The 14,570-nt window shown below is 71.2% G+C and carries 12 protein-coding genes; 5 read left to right on the forward strand and 7 right to left on the reverse strand.

The annotated features are described in order from the left end of the window. Window positions 1-362: 362 nt before the first annotated feature. Window positions 363-941, reverse strand: coding sequence for a hypothetical protein (locus WMF27_RS27515; RefSeq protein ID WP_437765896.1), 579 nt, complete (start codon window positions 939-941; stop codon window positions 363-365). Between the two features lie 281 nt (window positions 942-1,222). Here WMF27_RS27515 and WMF27_RS27520 point away from each other — a divergent pair, with 281 nt between their 5' ends. After that, complete coding sequence (locus WMF27_RS27520; RefSeq protein WP_437943112.1) at window positions 1,223-1,774, forward strand: hypothetical protein; 552 nt, start codon at window positions 1,223-1,225, stop codon at window positions 1,772-1,774. A 27-nt stretch (window positions 1,775-1,801) separates the two neighbouring features. On the opposite strand, the gene WMF27_RS27525 is transcribed toward WMF27_RS27520, so the two are convergent. Further along, window positions 1,802-2,044, reverse strand: coding sequence for a hypothetical protein (locus tag WMF27_RS27525; protein WP_437943113.1), 243 nt, complete (start codon window positions 2,042-2,044; stop codon window positions 1,802-1,804). After that, on the reverse strand, window positions 2,014-3,765 hold the full coding sequence (locus tag WMF27_RS27530; RefSeq protein ID WP_437765894.1) for a hypothetical protein: 1,752 nt from the start codon (window positions 3,763-3,765) through the stop codon (window positions 2,014-2,016). The genes WMF27_RS27525 and WMF27_RS27530 overlap by 31 nt, the downstream gene beginning before the upstream one ends. A 134-nt stretch (window positions 3,766-3,899) precedes the next feature. Between WMF27_RS27530 and WMF27_RS27535 the strand changes: the two genes are divergently transcribed. Together WMF27_RS27535 and WMF27_RS27540 are read left to right on the forward strand one after the other, a co-directional pair. Continuing rightward, a complete protein-coding gene (locus tag WMF27_RS27535; protein WP_437943114.1) occupies window positions 3,900-5,357 on the forward strand; it encodes a hypothetical protein in 1,458 nt (485 codons plus the stop codon). Between the two features lie 67 nt (window positions 5,358-5,424). Continuing rightward, a complete protein-coding gene (locus tag WMF27_RS27540; RefSeq protein ID WP_437943115.1) occupies window positions 5,425-6,804 on the forward strand; it encodes a cytochrome P450 in 1,380 nt (459 codons plus the stop codon). A 127-nt stretch (window positions 6,805-6,931) separates the two neighbouring features. Here the strand turns inward: WMF27_RS27540 and WMF27_RS27545 are convergent, their stop codons facing one another. The 3 genes from WMF27_RS27545 to WMF27_RS27555 all read right to left on the reverse strand — a co-directional run bounded on the left by WMF27_RS27545 (window position 6,932) and on the right by WMF27_RS27555 (window position 10,103). Continuing rightward, window positions 6,932-8,002 (reverse strand): hypothetical protein, encoded by a 1,071-nt coding sequence (locus WMF27_RS27545; RefSeq protein WP_437943116.1) that lies wholly within the window; start codon window positions 8,000-8,002, stop codon window positions 6,932-6,934. A 43-nt stretch (window positions 8,003-8,045) separates the two neighbouring features. Next, window positions 8,046-8,375 carry a hypothetical protein gene (locus WMF27_RS27550; RefSeq protein ID WP_437765890.1) on the reverse strand — a complete coding sequence of 110 codons (330 nt, stop codon included), beginning with the start codon at window positions 8,373-8,375 and terminating at the stop codon, window positions 8,046-8,048. Between the two features lie 141 nt (window positions 8,376-8,516). Further along, window positions 8,517-10,103, reverse strand: coding sequence for an SNF2-related protein (locus tag WMF27_RS27555; protein ID WP_437765889.1), 1,587 nt, complete (start codon window positions 10,101-10,103; stop codon window positions 8,517-8,519). A gap of 435 nt (window positions 10,104-10,538) precedes the next feature. On the opposite strand from WMF27_RS27555, the gene WMF27_RS27560 reads away from it, so the two are divergent. Further along, complete coding sequence (locus tag WMF27_RS27560; protein WP_437765888.1) at window positions 10,539-10,688, forward strand: hypothetical protein; 150 nt, start codon at window positions 10,539-10,541, stop codon at window positions 10,686-10,688. Window positions 10,689-10,825: 137 nt separating this feature from the next. Next, window positions 10,826-12,256: an RCC1 domain-containing protein gene (locus WMF27_RS27565; protein ID WP_437943117.1), complete on the forward strand. Its 1,431-nt coding sequence runs from the start codon at window positions 10,826-10,828 to the stop codon at window positions 12,254-12,256. 642 nt (window positions 12,257-12,898) lie between these two features. On the opposite strand, the gene WMF27_RS27570 is transcribed toward WMF27_RS27565, so the two are convergent. Next, window positions 12,899-14,026 carry a hypothetical protein gene (locus WMF27_RS27570; protein WP_437943118.1) on the reverse strand — a complete coding sequence of 376 codons (1,128 nt, stop codon included), beginning with the start codon at window positions 14,024-14,026 and terminating at the stop codon, window positions 12,899-12,901. Window positions 14,027-14,570 lie beyond the last annotated feature (544 nt).

Consider the following 14,570-nt stretch of genomic DNA (forward strand, 5'->3'; position numbering starts at 1 on the left):
TCACGCGCGCAGACCACGCCAGGACGCCGGGCCTGCCGCGATGAACGCCTCTCTCAGGAGCTTGCCAGCTTCCCCGGCTTCATCCCGAACACCCACGACGCGGGGATCGCCGTGCTCGACGAACCGGCTTCGCTCCCCACAGATTTCCCGAGCCTGGCTGCCCCCGGCACGCTGGATCAGCTCGCGACGCGGCCGCCGCGACGGTGGAGGAAGACGACCGAATCTCGGTCACGCCGATCCCGGCCGGCTGACTCGAGCTGCGGTCGGGTGAGGGCGAGAGCCGGCGGCCTCCCTCGCAGGGAACCTGCCAGAGATTGCAGGCCTTCCGAGTCGGCCACGAGTCCCCGCGAACGAAGGTCGAGCTAGGGCAAATCTCTGATCTCCGACGTGCACGAGCCCTCGTCGCAGCGCGCCACGACCGCCTGCTCGCTCTGTCTCTCGAGCTGCCGGCCGTCCTCCGCGAGCGACGGATGCGACGGGCAATCGCACAGCGGCGAGCCGGCGAGGCACGCCGCCTCGGCGGCCTCGAACGCTTCCTTGTCGTCCGCGTCCACGCCGACGAACAGGACGTCTCCGCAGCAGGTCGTGACGTGCGGCAACACGACGCAGTCGCTCGCCTGTTCGCAGGCCTTGCTGAACGCCGGAAAGCTCGACTCGCGACACGTCAGGCCATGGCTGCTCCCGCCCCCGGAGCCGCCGGCTCCGCCGCTCGCGGCGCTGCCGCCCCCGCCCCCGGAGCCGCCGGCTCCGCCGCTCGCGGCGCTGCCGCCGCCGCCTCCGGAGCCGCCAGCGCCGGCGCTGCCGCTCGCGCCCGCTCCGCTGGTGCTGGTGGATTCCGCGCTCGCAGGTCCATGGTCGTCTTCGCCGCACGCCGCGCCGCCCAGCGTCGCCCACGCAATGAAGGAACCACGAGCCCACCAGAGAAAGCACTTGTGTGTCATGGCCGCCGCGTCGAGCACGGGATATGCCCGCTCCGGCACGAGAGAAACACGCTGGTTTTCTGTGCCATGGCGAGCCACGACGTGGCAGCGCACGGCAGGGCGATCAGGCCGAGTTCGGGGGCGGCGGTCCTGCGTGCCGTCGTCCATGAACATGCGATATCTACGATTGTAACAGACTTGACGAGCACGCGTGTCGTGCGTGCATCGCGCCACGGCCCCAGGTCGAACCAGCCGTACGGTCACTTGACGCCGGAGGCGTAAGCGAGTGATGCTCCGGCGCCATGGCGGGCTCGAAGCGTGTGAACGCGTCCCTGGCGATGGCGCTGCTCGGGCTTGCGGCGGCCGGCGGGTGTACCGCGCTGGCGGGGCTGGACGGAAGCTACCATCTGGTGGGCGGAGGCGGCGGGACCGGCGGTGGCTCGACGGGTGGCGGGACCGGTGGCAGCGCGGGCGGCGGCTCGACGGGAGGCGAGGCCGGCGGCAGCGCGGGCGGCAGCTCGACGGGTGGCGAGGCGGGCGCTGGCGCGGGCGGCGAGGTCGGCGCCGCGGGCGGAGCCGGTGGCAACGCTGAGTGCGCGACCTGCTCGTTGCCCCCTTACGACACCGACGATCCGGCGGACCTGTGCGAGGCGTCGGCCGAGATTTACGAGGTGCTCATGGACTGCCTCTGCGTTGCCTGCGGCCTGGTGGAGGACTTGCCCTGCTATGGCGCGTGCGGCGCCGGCGAGGCGCGGAGCGCCGAGTGCAACGACTGCCTCGCCTCTGTGGCCGCCGAGGTGGAGGGCGAGTGTGCGCCGGAGGTCGCCGCGTGCGAGTTCGACACGGGCGAGTGATGTCAGCCCCCCGGTATCAGCGCTCGCTCAGCAGGGCGTGAACATCTCGGCGCCGAGATACGTATTCGTGAGCTGGCTGTCGACCGGGTTGCCGAGATCATCGTAGCACTGCACGTTCACCTGGGTGTCCGAGCCGACGCCGGTCCAGTACGAGACCTTACAAACCTGGGCGCGGCGGCGGGACTGTCGCCTGGCAGAGGACAAGGGCCCGCCAGGAACGACCCCGGCGCGCGCGCGCGTCATCGCGGCGCCGCCCAGATGCTGCAGCAATCGAAGCGCTCCCGGCCCGAGACGCGCGATCTGGGCCCCGCTTTCCTGCCCACCTCGAGGATGTACACGGCGTCCGCGTCCACGGCGAGCCTGGCGGGGTGCCTGTGCTGGGCGCCGAGGATGCGCAGCGCGCGCTGCTCCCCGCTCCGGCGGACGACGAGCGACGAGCTCCAGTCGTCCTCGCACCGCGCATAGAACACGTCTCCTCCACGCGCGGCGAAGCTGCAGTTGACGTTGTGGGACAGGGAGCCATCGCTCAAGCTCCCCAGGCGAGGCAGGGCGCGGAAGCCATCCTCTCTGGAGAGGCTGAAGAGGTCGTCGTCCGCTGCCCAGAACAGCGCCTCGCCGCTCGCGCTGAAGTGGAACGCCGGCACCCGCACGCGCGCCAGCACCTCGGGGCGTCCCCCCATCTTGTCGACCCGTAGCAGCCGCGTGCCACTGGGACCGTCGTCGGACAGGTAGACGTACAGATCGTCGATGGCGAGCTTCTCCGGGTTCTCCAGGCCCCTCATGAGCACTTCGATGGAACCGCCTCGCTTCGGGAGCTTCAGCGCCGCGCGTTGTGCTCGGTCCACCCAGTACACGCTCGTCGCGTCGACCGCCACGAGCTCTGGCAAGGCCGGCGATCCCCAGAGATCCTCCCGCGACGGGCTCGGACCGTAGCCGTAGGGCTCCGGCGCCGACAGAGCGCGGGCGACGTCGTCGGACATGACCAGCGTCTCCCTCGAGCCTCCGGTCAGGCTCGCGCGCACCAGCCTGCCGTCCACGGTGAGGAAGAAGGCATGCGCGTCGTCGAGCGCGGGCGCAGCGCCGAGCTGATCGAGCTTCAACGCGTGCGCGGAGGCGCCTCCGCGCTTCGGCATCGCCCACAGCACGTCACCTGTCTCCTGTCGCGTCGTGTAGTAGAGCTCCGACCCCAGGACAGCGATGGATCCGATGGGCACGCCGTCGAGCGCCACGAGCCGCCGCGCGCGGGGCGCCTCCGGATCGAGCCGGAGCAGCATCCTGGAGGAGAGCGCGTAGAGCTTCCCCGCGATCGGATGGATGGTCCACGCCCGGTCGGCGGGCGGCAGCCTCGCCACCTCTCGCCAAGCCCCGCCCGAGAGGGGCGCCCTGGACACGGACGCGCGCGAGCCTCGATAAAGAGCGCGACCATCGCTCGCGAACGTGTACTCGCTCCGCATCGTGTCGCGCGCGCGCGCCACCGGGATCGCTGGACCTCCTCGCGCCGGCTGCCGCATCAGATAGTCCCCGCTCCTCCAGTACAGAAAGCCCGAGTCCACGAGCTCGGTCCGGTTGATGGATTGCCCGGCCGGCGCGTTCGCGGCGACCCCAGGCGGGCCCTCGCGCCTGGAGAGCCAGAGCGCTCGATCGCTGGTTTCGGCCGTCGACAGCGCGCCAGGAAGGGACGCTGTCACGATCGGCTCGTCGAAAGGATCCACATCGTCCATCAACCGCGCGCCGCCTTCGAGATCAAGCCGACGCAGGACGCGTCCTCGGTTCTCTATGAAATACAGCGCGCCCCCGCGGATGCCCCTCAGGGACAGCTCCGACCTGCCGTCGAAGTCCGTATCCGCCACGGCGATGATGTCGAGCACGGGTTGCTGCTCGGGCTCTTCTTCCTTGCCCTCGTCTCGGAACAGGAGATCGAAATCGCTCACGGGCCGCGGGGGCGGCGCGGCCCCGCAGCCCGTCACGACCATCGCCCCGCCCAGTGCCACGGCGCGCACGATCTCGCGAAGACCCCGGCTCACCCTGCGGGACGCCCCGCGCCTCCGCCCCTGGCCGTCCATACGCCTGAGCTTATCACCTCGTGGCTTGTGGCGCGGCGACCGCGCGGGCATGAAGCCCGCTCATGCCCCTTCGAGAGCTCCTCCCCATCGTCCTCCTCGGCGCAGGAATCGCGCTCGGGGCGGGGAGCGCGGCCTGCGCCGCGCGACAAGGCTCGACCGGCGCGAGCCCGTCGAGCGCCGCCGCGCAACCGGCGCGGCCAGGCGCACCGGCGAGCGCGTCCGCGGCGGCGCCGGCGCAACCGGCGGCGAGCGACCCGGCCGCGCCCGGGGGAGCCGCGCCCGAGCCGCCGCCCCCGTCGGCCGAGCAGATCGCGCGCCTCCCGCCGGGCGCCGCCATCTACGCCTCGCTTCGCAACAGCGCCCTCGACGTCGCCGTCCAGTACGTGCCCCAGATCGCTCAGATCCTGATCGAGGCGAACCGCGCGCTCGGCAGCCAGGATCCGCCGGATGTGACGCTCGCGAAGGCCGGCGTCGATCCGCGAAGGCCGATCCTGGGCGCCGTGGTGCCCGCGTCCGAGAAGAGCGCGCGCGCGGTCGTCGACGCCATGGCCAAGGGGGCCTCGGGCAAGGCGCTCGAGAAGGTCGTCCGCGAGCACGCGGCGGACGTGACGCGGGTGCGGCTCCTCGTTCCGCTCGTGAGCGGGGCGGACCCGCAGCGCGCCCTGGCGGGCGTGGTGGACGTCCTCGCGGGCGGCGCCCCGCTGGACGCGTGCCCGGGCGCCGCGCGCTGCGCCGGCTTCGGCGCCCGGGCGCCGCTCGGCGTGGCGCAGGGCGGGATCGCCGCCGTCGCGATCTACGCGGACGGCGACGACCTCCGGCTCGACGTCGTGATGCCGCTCTTCGGGTCCGGCGGCGATCCGGCCGCCCTGAAGGAGCTCGTGGCGTTCAGCGAAGAGGTCGGGGGCCCGGAGGGCCGGTGCTCCAGGTTCGACGCGAGCCCCGTGGTGTCGGTGTGCCTCGATCCCGAGCGGATGGGCGAGCTGGGCGCGACGGACGGCTACGGCAAGATCGCGAGGGCGCTCTCCGGAGGCTCGGTCGATCCGAGGGTGATCCCGGGGATCGCTGCCCAGGGCTTCGCCGAGGCCCGGCAGAACCTCTGGCTCGCTGCGCCGGCGCGCCGGCTCGCCGGCGACGGCACCCTCGGGGTCACCGCCCAGGGCAAGCGGAGCCGCTTCGTCGCGTCGTGGGCCCTGACGGACGCCTCGCGCGCCGGCGTCGAGAAGGCGTTCGCCGCCGAGCGATGCGCCGCCGGCGACGCCGCGGTCACGGAGCTCTTGCCGGCGCTCCGCGCGGCGGTCGGCGAGCCGGGGAAGGGCTTCGACGACCCGAAGAAGGTCGTCACCGCGTTCGAGGAGGCGGGCTGGTCTGCCTACCTGGTCGCCGCCGCCGGCACATGGCCAAACCTGCTCGGCGTGATCGCACGTGCGCTCGAGCAGGGCCCCGGGACCGACCCCGACTACCATGTGTGCGCCCGATACGAAGACGGGCGGCTCGTCCTCGTGTCCGAGATCCGGAGATGACAGCGCGCCTCTCGCCGGGCGCCCAGGCCGCGCCGGCGTGATGATACACGTGGAGGTCGCACGCGCCATGACCACCGCCCTCCCCGCTTCCTTCGCCGATCTCCCGCTCCTTCAAGGCCGCAACCCCCTCGCCCGCCGCATCGAGACCCGGCATGGATTCCCCATCCTCCCCGGCCGCTTCCCGGTCGTGGGCCACATGCCGGCGATCGCCGTCGACGAGCTCGGCCTGCTCCGCGAGGGCCAGCGCCGCTTCGGCTCCCTCTTCTTCTGGGCTCCTGGCGTCGACGCCTGGCAGCTCATCTACGCATCGAACGAGGCCTTCTCGCTCTTCAAGAGCAAGGCCGTCGACTCCTCGTACCTGACCGAGGGCGGCGTCGGCCACCTCTTCGGTCAGACGCTGATGGCCCACGACGGCGCCTCGCACCGCCGCCTCCGCACCGCGATGAACGGGCCCTTCTCGCCGAAGGGCCTCGACGCCGCGGAGGTCGGCGCGATCGTCGCGACCAGCGTCGAGCGCAAGGTCCGCTCGTGGCTCGGCCGGCGCGACGTCCGGCTGCTGCGCGAGACCCGCGAGCTGGCCCTGGAGGTGATGTTCAAGATCACCGGCGTCGAGGACGACGAGCTCCCCGAGTGGCGCCACTATTACGAGGATCTGATGCTCGTGATCCTCAGCCTGCCCTTCGACGTGCCGGGCTCGCCGCGGCGCCGCGGCCTCCGCGCCCGCGCCTGGCTCGACGAGCGCATCGGCCGGATCCTCGCCGGCGTGCGCGCCCGCGGCGACGCAAAGGGCCTCCTGCCGGCGCTGCTCACGGCCCGCGACGAGCAGGGCGAGCCGCTCTCGGAGCAGGATCTCGTGGGCAACCTCCGCCTGCTCCTCCTCGCCGGCCACGAGACCTCGGCCTCGGTCATGGCCTGGTGCGTCGCCCACCTCGCCGAGAGCCCCGCGGTCTGGCGCGCGCTCCGCGAGGAGGCGTCGAGCGCGCCGGATCTCCCGCGCTCGCCCGCGGATCTCCGCCGCTTCCCCTTCGCCGAGGCCGTGTTCCGCGAGGCGCTCCGCCTCCATCCCCCGGTGCCGCACGACGCCCGCCGCGCCGTCGCCGATTTCGAGCTCGACGGCCGCGCCGTCCCTGCGGGGACCCACGTGGCGATCCCGCTGGTCCTGCTCTCCCGCGATCCGGAGCTCTACCCGGATCCGGACAGCTACCGCCCCGAGCGCTGGCTCGGCCGCAACGAGGCGCTCTCGCCGCTCGAGATCGCCCAGTTCGGCGGCGGCGCGCACTTCTGCCTCGGCTATCACCTCGCCTGGATGGAGATCGTCCAGTTCCTCGTCGCGCTCGGGCGGGAGCTCCCGGCCTCGGGCCCCAGGCTCCAGGGCGGATTCCCCGCCTCGCGCTACCTCCCGGTGCTCCGCCCCTCGGGGGGCACGCGCGTCCGATTCGACGGCTGAAGCGCCGCGTCCGGCGACACCATGACAAGCGGTCCGTCGCGGTTCATGGCGCGATTGTACAGGCCGCGATGATCAGCTGGCAAAGCCCGTCTGATTCATCACCTTGTCGGGCCGCATCTGTTGACCATCAGGCGAGCACTTCGGCGGCGTTCTTCGCCGCAAGGACGTTATCGATCCAGCGGTCGAGGGTCGCAATGTCCGTACACGCCTGGATGCGCGCGCTCTCGCTCTCGGTGAGCGCGATGTCTGCACGCGCCAGCAGCCGCAGCAGCGTGTCCCTCTTGCCCTCGAGCTTGCCCTCACGTAGGCCCGCGAGCTTGCTGCGATCCATCAGCTCCCGCACGAACGGAAACCTCGCCTCGTCTTCGATCTGCCGTTCCATGACCAACGCCTCCAGAGCCCGCCGCATGGGCTCACGCAACCCGCTCCAGATGACCTGAAAGTAGACCATCGCGTGCTCCTGGTCGAGCCGGCCCAGCGCAACGAGCGCGGCCTTGACCACGGTGAGCCCGTTCGGCCCATTGCCGTGCGCCACCGCCGAGAGCACGGCCAGCTCGGCGTCCTTCTCCGCCTGGGCTGGGTCGGTGATCTCGGGGACGACGGCCGGACCGAGCACCAGCGGCTCGACGTGGCCGAGGCCCAGACCGAGGTCGATGTTCTCCGCCGCCCAGGCGGCCACGCCGGCGTCCGGTGCGATCACGAGGACGACCGTGCCGCAGCGCTTCTTGGCACGCACGACCGTGACGTACGTCGGCCACGAGAACTTCTTGTCCGGATCCATGTCGCGCTGGACCTCGATGACGATCGCCAGCACGAGCGCGCCGCTCGCGTCTCGAAGCTCGAGCACCAGATCAGCGCGGAACTCCACCGGGATGAGCTGGTCGAGCGACGATTCGACGACCCCGACCGAGGTGTGTGGCGGCACATCGAGGTGGAAGAGCGTCGCGAGCCAGTGGGGCGCGAGCGCCGGGTGCTCGCGGAACATCTCGACGAGGGCGTTGTGCTCGAGCGTCGGCATGACGCTCGGCCTCGAGCACACCCCGTGCCGGCGTGAAACGACGGGAAAACGCGAGGAGAGTTCCACCTCAGGGGGTGGCGGCGCCATGGCGGATGGGGGCAGCCACGACGCATCCCTCCATGGCAGCCCGGCCCAACGACTTGGTCTTCTGCCGCGCGTGGGTGCGCGCAGCGCGCCCACGCGTCGGTCAGCAAGCCCCCTTGTTGGGCCGCATCGGCATACGTTAGACCCGACCGCCTTCCAGAGGCCGCGCCTGTCGCTCGAACCAGCGTGCGAACCCCTCGGCGGCTGCAACGAGCCCGGCCCGCGACACCTCCACGCCGCGACCCATGTGCCCGGGTAGCTCGCGAGAGAGGATGCGAACCGAGCCGCCGGGCGGACAGAGGATGAATGCTTTGCATCCGCCGAACTGCTCGCCCCAGTTGGTCAGGAAATCGTGGGCGCGCCAGAACGTCCAATCCCGGCGGCTCGTCGCGAGCGTCCCGCCGCCGCGCTTCCATACCGTGAAGTACGCGGCGGTGCTGGCGTCCGCGAGCTCATGGCGCCCGCGCATCGGACCGCGCCCTGCGAGGCCGCAAGAGCCCGCGAACGCGGACGACGAGCCCGCTCCGAAATTTCTTGAAGCAGGGCAAGCGCGAAGTGTTCGTCTCTGGCGCGCAGGCGACGATCATGGCCACGGCGCGCGGCGCGTCTGTCACTCGGCTCCGGCGAGCAACCGCTCGATCTCGTGCATCGTCTCGACGTCATCGCCGACCATCGCCTTCATCGACCGGATCCTGCGGCACACGATCGCGGCGATCTTGTCTTCAACGGTACCGTCGGCATACGCCCAGTAGACCTGCGCAAAGCGTCCATTGCGGTGGCAGCGGCCCTCTATCTGCGCCATCTGGATCGCCGACCACCGCAGATCGTGGATCACCGCCGAGCGCGGCACCTCGTTGTGCTCGCCCTGGTGGAGCGAGATCCCCTCTTCCACGGTGAAGAGCACCACGCGCGGCTCGCCGCGCTGGAAGCGGAGGCGCTCGGCCTCCTTCTCGCCGGCCGGCAGCGCGCCGTGGATCAGCGCGCACGGGACGCGCTCCCGGGCCAGCGCGGCCTCCACGGCCTCGAGCGTCTCCATGAAGGCGACGGAGACCGCGACCTGATGCCCGTTGTCGAGCAGCTCACGCACCAGCTCCACGGTGCCGGCCACGCGGATGAGCGAGCTCTTCTGTCGCAGGCGCAGCGTCGCGGCGAGCGCCGACCTCGGGTTCGCGCCCTTTGGCAGGAGATCCATCTCCCGGCGGAACGCGGTCCACGCCTGCGCGTAGAGCTCACGCGCGGAGGCGTCGAGCTCGAGCGGGGTGAGGATGCGGTTGATCTCGGGCCAGCCGGCCACGTCCTCCGGGCGACGCCGCATCCCGACCGCCGGACGGCCGTCGAACAGGAGGGCACGCACCTTCTCGCAGTCCGCCGGATCACCGCGCCAGTCCCACCTGCCGAACGCGCCGCGCGCAACCCCGAGCCCCTGGCCTTCGCACCACTGCTCGAAGTCCTTCAGATCCGCGGAGCGGCTCCCGGTTGCGCTCGCCAGGAGCGGCGCGAGATACGACAGCTCCAGCGGGTTCTGCCCCGCGGTGGCCGAGAGCCACAGCACGAACCGTGCGCGTGCGTTGAGCTTGACCGCGAGCTTGGAGCGCGCCGCCGCCGGGTTCTTGCAGCGATGGCTCTCGTCCCAGATCACCACGTCGAACTCCGCGGCGCTGCCGGCGCGCGCGAGGCCCTTCTTGGATCGAATCCTCCGCCGCGCCTCCGGGGTCACCTCGAAGAGCTTGCCCAGCCGATCATAGTTGATGATCACGATCTCTTTGCCTGCGTCGCCCATGGCCTGGACCGTGCGGCGCCAGTGCGCGACGACGGCGAGCGGACAGACGATCAGCACCGTCGTGACGTCCGGCATCTGGAGGACCGCTGCCCAGGCGGTGATCGTCTTGCCGAGGCCGACGTCGTCGGCGAGGAGGAACCCGGCGCGCCTTTCGGCCTTCGCGGCGGCGATGGCCCGCACGCCGTCCAGCTGGTGCGGGCGGAGGATCATCGCCCCGGCGGGGGCGGCCGGCGCGGGCGCGGGGTCGTCGTTGAGCTCGTGCTCGATGCGTCGCTCCCACGAGTACGGCGCGGCGCGGAACGGCGCGAGGGCCGGCGGGAGCGTCTCTGCGCGAACGACGAACACGCCGTGCTCCGCGTCCCAGCGCGCGCCGCTCGCGGACGCGACCGCGCGCATCGCGAACGGGACGTCGAGCACATGGGCTCGCTCCGGCGCCGCACGCGGAGCGGGGGCCGCTGGAGGGGCCGCGCTGGAAGCTCTGCGCGGGGCCGACACCGTTCGCTTGGCACGCATCGTCGTCATGACGACCCTGATACCAGCGCGGACGCGCGCCCGCGCTAGAAGACGCCGCGCATGGCGGCGCCGAGGTGCAGGATCTGGAGCGGCGTGTCCGAGGGCGTGCGGAGGGGGCGGAGCTGGTATTCGAGGACGAGCGCAGGCTGCGCGTCCTCCTCGGGGAAGAGCGCGAAATCGAGGCCAGCGCCCGCGTAGAGGTCGGCGGCAGATCGCGCCGGCGAGCCCGATTCCGCGCACGCTCATCGAGGCGCGCAGGCTCACCCCGGCCGGCTCCTCCCAATCGCTGATCGCGCCGGTGGCGCCTATCTGTGCCTGGCCCCAGAAGTGGCGGGCTCGATGCGCCCGGAGGTCTCGCCGAAGGGCTCGACGATCGCCGTCGCGTGGTCCGTCCGCGAGGGAGGGCTCGGCGTCACCGCGCACCCCGCGCCCGTCTCGCCGGGGTCGAGCGCGCTGCTCCGGGTGCTGGACCTTGAGCAGCGGGCGTAACTTCCGGCGCCCGCGCCGAGGCGGACCCGACACGGCGCCCCCCGGGGGCGGCAGCGCGGGAGGCAGCGAAGCGCCGGCGCCCCCGGATTAAGGCCGGATTAAGGTCCAGCGCGCCGATCGAGCGGCATCCTCGGAGGATGAGCACCTCGTCATTCGCCTTCATTTCGGTCGCTACCGCGCTCGCCCTGAGCGCAGCCTCGTGTGGCACCACGATCGAGCTCAGGGCCGGCGATCCGCCGCTGGTCGACGGCGGATCGCCCCCCACCGGCGATGGTGGATCCTCGCCCGTCACCGATCTCGGTGATGCCGGCGTGACGGGCACCGAGCCCGAGCCCGAGCCAGAACCCGAGCCAGAACCCGAGCCCGAGCCAGAACCCGAGCCCGAGCCAGAACCCGAGCCCGAGCCCGAGCCCGAGCCGGACGGTGAGACCGCCCCGTTTCCGCCGCAGGAAATGCGTCTCGTGGCCGGCGGCGACAACACCTGCGTCGTGGGCATTCACGGTCACGTCGCATGCTGGGGCAGCGCCGAGGCGGGGCAGCTCGGGATGGGGAGCTTCGTGGATCACTCCACCCCGACCTGGCTCCCCGACCTCGACGGCGTGGTGGAGCTCGCCATCGGCGACCTCGCGATGTGCGCGCGGCGGCTGGACGGCACCGTCTGGTGCTGGGGCATGAACCACCACGGCCAGCTCGGCGTGCCGACCGCCGACTGTCCCGGGCTCGGCTATCCTTGCAGCGCCGTCCCGGTGCAGGCGCCGGTCACGGGGGCCGTCAGCCTCGCCGCGGGCGCGCGCCATGCCTGCGCCGTGCTGGCGCCGGACGGGGGCCTCCAGTGCTGGGGCGCGGCGCCGCGGGTGGACGCCGCGGGGTTCCATTCGCTCTCCGTCGCGACGGGGTACGGCCATGCGTGCGTCCTGTTCGCGCCCGCGCGTGGGCAGGATCCGGTGAGCAACGTCGTTTGTTATGGCGACAACGGCGTGGGTCAGCTCGGGCTGGGCACGACCCTGGACGTCGCGTCCAGGCCGATCACGCGCGACGACGCCCTGATCGGCTTCGTGCAGCTCGCCGCGGGCCACGACTTCACCTGCGGCATCGACGGCATCCACCAGCTGTTCTGCTGGGGCCAGAACCAGTTCGGCGGCCTCGGCTGGGGCGTCGATGGCCATGATTCCCCCGAGTGGTGCCCGGGAAACGGGCGTTGCGCGACGCAGCCAGTGCGGGCGAAGATCGACTATGTGAAGCACGTCGCGGCGTACCACGAGCACGCGTGCGCGGTGACGTCGGGCGGCGCAGTGTACTGCTGGGGAACCCCGTCGCGCACGAGCCCGGCGAGCGCCGGGGAGTGCCGGCCGGGGTCTCCAGATTGCGCGCCCGTACCGCGGTTGGTCTCCGGCGTGGTGAACGCGGCCACGGTCGCCGTCGGCAACGGCCACGCGTGCGCGCTCACCGGCGCGAACGACGTCTACTGCTGGGGGCTCGACACGCACGGCCAGCTCGGCCGCGGCCCGGGTGCATCGTTCGAGGCGACTCCAGTGCGGATCCAGGTCCCGTGGGAGCCGAGGGACTGATTCCGCGCGTCAGAAATCCCGCCAGAGAAACCGGTCGATAGCGAGTGGTCGCTGGAAACAGCAGCGATTCTCATGGCTTCCGCCTGTTTCGCCGCCGAGGGCGACTTCGACGTGGCCCAACGGGGCGCCGTCCGCCGCCGCGTCGCCCGCGGTGAAGGGCCCGCGGCGTCACCGGTCCCACCCTACGGCCACGCTGCACGCGTTGGTCGGCATAGAGAACCTTACGCGATCCGCATCCCTCCTGGAAAGGAGACGCTGTATCAACAACTCATCTATGCATCGAGGTCGCCGCTTTCACTCACAGCCTGCGGGAGGCGGCTCGGAGGCGCCCGGCGCGGCGCCGGCGGCGCCCCCCCGAGTCCGCGCGGGCCAAGCCCGCCGCGAGGGCCGAGGCGCCGGCCGGGCGCGCGCCGGCGAGCGCGGGGGCGCCATCGTCGGCGGTCCTCGTCACGCGCCGCTCGTTGTCCTGGCGATCACCGAGCGCGCCGGGGAGGTGACCACGCTGCCTGTGGACGGCGTGAGGCTGCTCCGGGCCGAGCTCATGCCGTTCGACGGAAACACCGCACGACGTCCGGCATCGGTCCTTCCGGCCAGCGCCGGGTCATCTCGATGCTTCGCGCCGCTCCGAGCAGCCGAGCCACGTCACGGGGTCAAGTAGTCGTTTTGGGACTCGATGTGCCACAGCCTGTTCGAGCTGTCCCGCGCCAGAACCTGATGTAGGCCCTGATCGTATGGCACACCGCCGACCACCGAGGGCGCACTGCGGAACTGCTTGTTCACGTCGCCTCGAATCGGCAGGATCCCGTTCGTTCCGAAGTCGTAGACGAGGCCGGAGGTCTGGTAGATGAAATCGCCAACTCGGTAGTAGAGCGTACTGGTGGCAAGCTGCGTGCTCTCGTACTCCAGCGCGGGCTCGCTGTCCACCGTGGGCGCCGTGCCCGGGGTGGTCGCGAGCGGCAGCTCCTCGAACGTCGCAGGAGTACCGCCGACGGCATCGACGAAGCTCGTGCCGTTGAAGAAGGTGTAGTAGAATTTGAACTGGGTAAAGTTGCTGTTCGCCGCGAGGACGACGATCATGTACTTCATCACCCAGTTCTCCACGAACGCAATCGCTGGAGTTCCGATTGCCGTCCAGCCTGCTGGCATGTCCGGCCCATCTTTCCTGTCGCTCCAGGGCTGGCTCGGATCCTTGTAGTGGGCGTGAATCTTGCCGTTGTCGGCGAGAAAGGTGATGACGACCTTGTCGTTCCGCGACACGATGGCCGGGCTTCCCCCGCTCGCGTACGTGTTGCTGTCGATAGGAGCCCACTCGGTCACCATTTCTGGGGGATTGGCCGTAGTTCCGGCCAACCACCTGCCCTGGCTCCAGAACAGCCTCCGGTCCGTCTGATTCAAGGGATCTGTCGACCCGCGCGCCACCGTGATGAAGTGCCTCTCGGTCGGGGTGGGGAAGATCATGGCACACGCAGGGCTCGTTCCGAACTTTCGCGGCAAGAGCGTGTTGTATGGCGTCCAGCTCGAGAACCCCTGCGCGAAGTCGGCCACCCCATACAGGAGGCCGCTCGTCGTGCGCGAGAAGGCGAGGAAGGCACGCCCCCCGTCGGTGCAGAGGGCCGGGTCCGACGTCGCGCCCGCCAGCGCCGGCACCTGTAGCCAGCCTTTGAACTCCTCACCATCGAAATTCAAGGCGGCGTCAGCGGTTCCAAGCTCCAGAGGCTCCTCCGCGCCCGGTCCCTCGAACCCGCCGCAAGCACCCACGGTCGTCGACATGATGACCCCAGCAAGAAGCGCCGGGCTCGTGCGAAGCGCACGCATGAGGCGGCAACGCCGCGGCTCGTTCCGATGATCGCGATCTATTCCAGTGTATTTCATGATGTTCTCTTTCGATGCGAAAGGGTGATGGCAAGACGGCGTCGTCCTGGGTAAACCATCAGCTCGAGTCGGGCGGCCCCAGGTCCCACCTGCGCTGGTGGCCTGCGAGCCGCGATGACGATCGCTCGACGAGCTCGCTCCGAGTATGCCGGGCGAAGGCCGCGCGGCCTGCTCCTCATGGCCTCGTCGTCAGAGCAGGGGATGTGCCATCGCCGTGCCCGCTGGGCCGGATCCGCGCTCGGCAGCGGAATCGACAGAGACGCCCGACCGATCCAGGCTGCGCGGGGGTTCGGGGAGACGGCTGCCCGGCGTGACAAGCGGCTCATGGAGCGTGACATGTCACGCCCTGTAGCGTGACATGTCACGCCCGGCAGCGTGACACGGGGGGAGGCGCCTCACCTCCCGCATCTTGCCGGAGGCCTCCGAGGCGCTTCGGCACGCA

Source organism: Sorangium sp. So ce281, from assembly GCF_051527395.1.
In the GTDB taxonomy this organism is placed as follows: Bacteria; Myxococcota_A; Polyangia; order Polyangiales; family Polyangiaceae; genus Sorangium; species Sorangium cellulosum_B.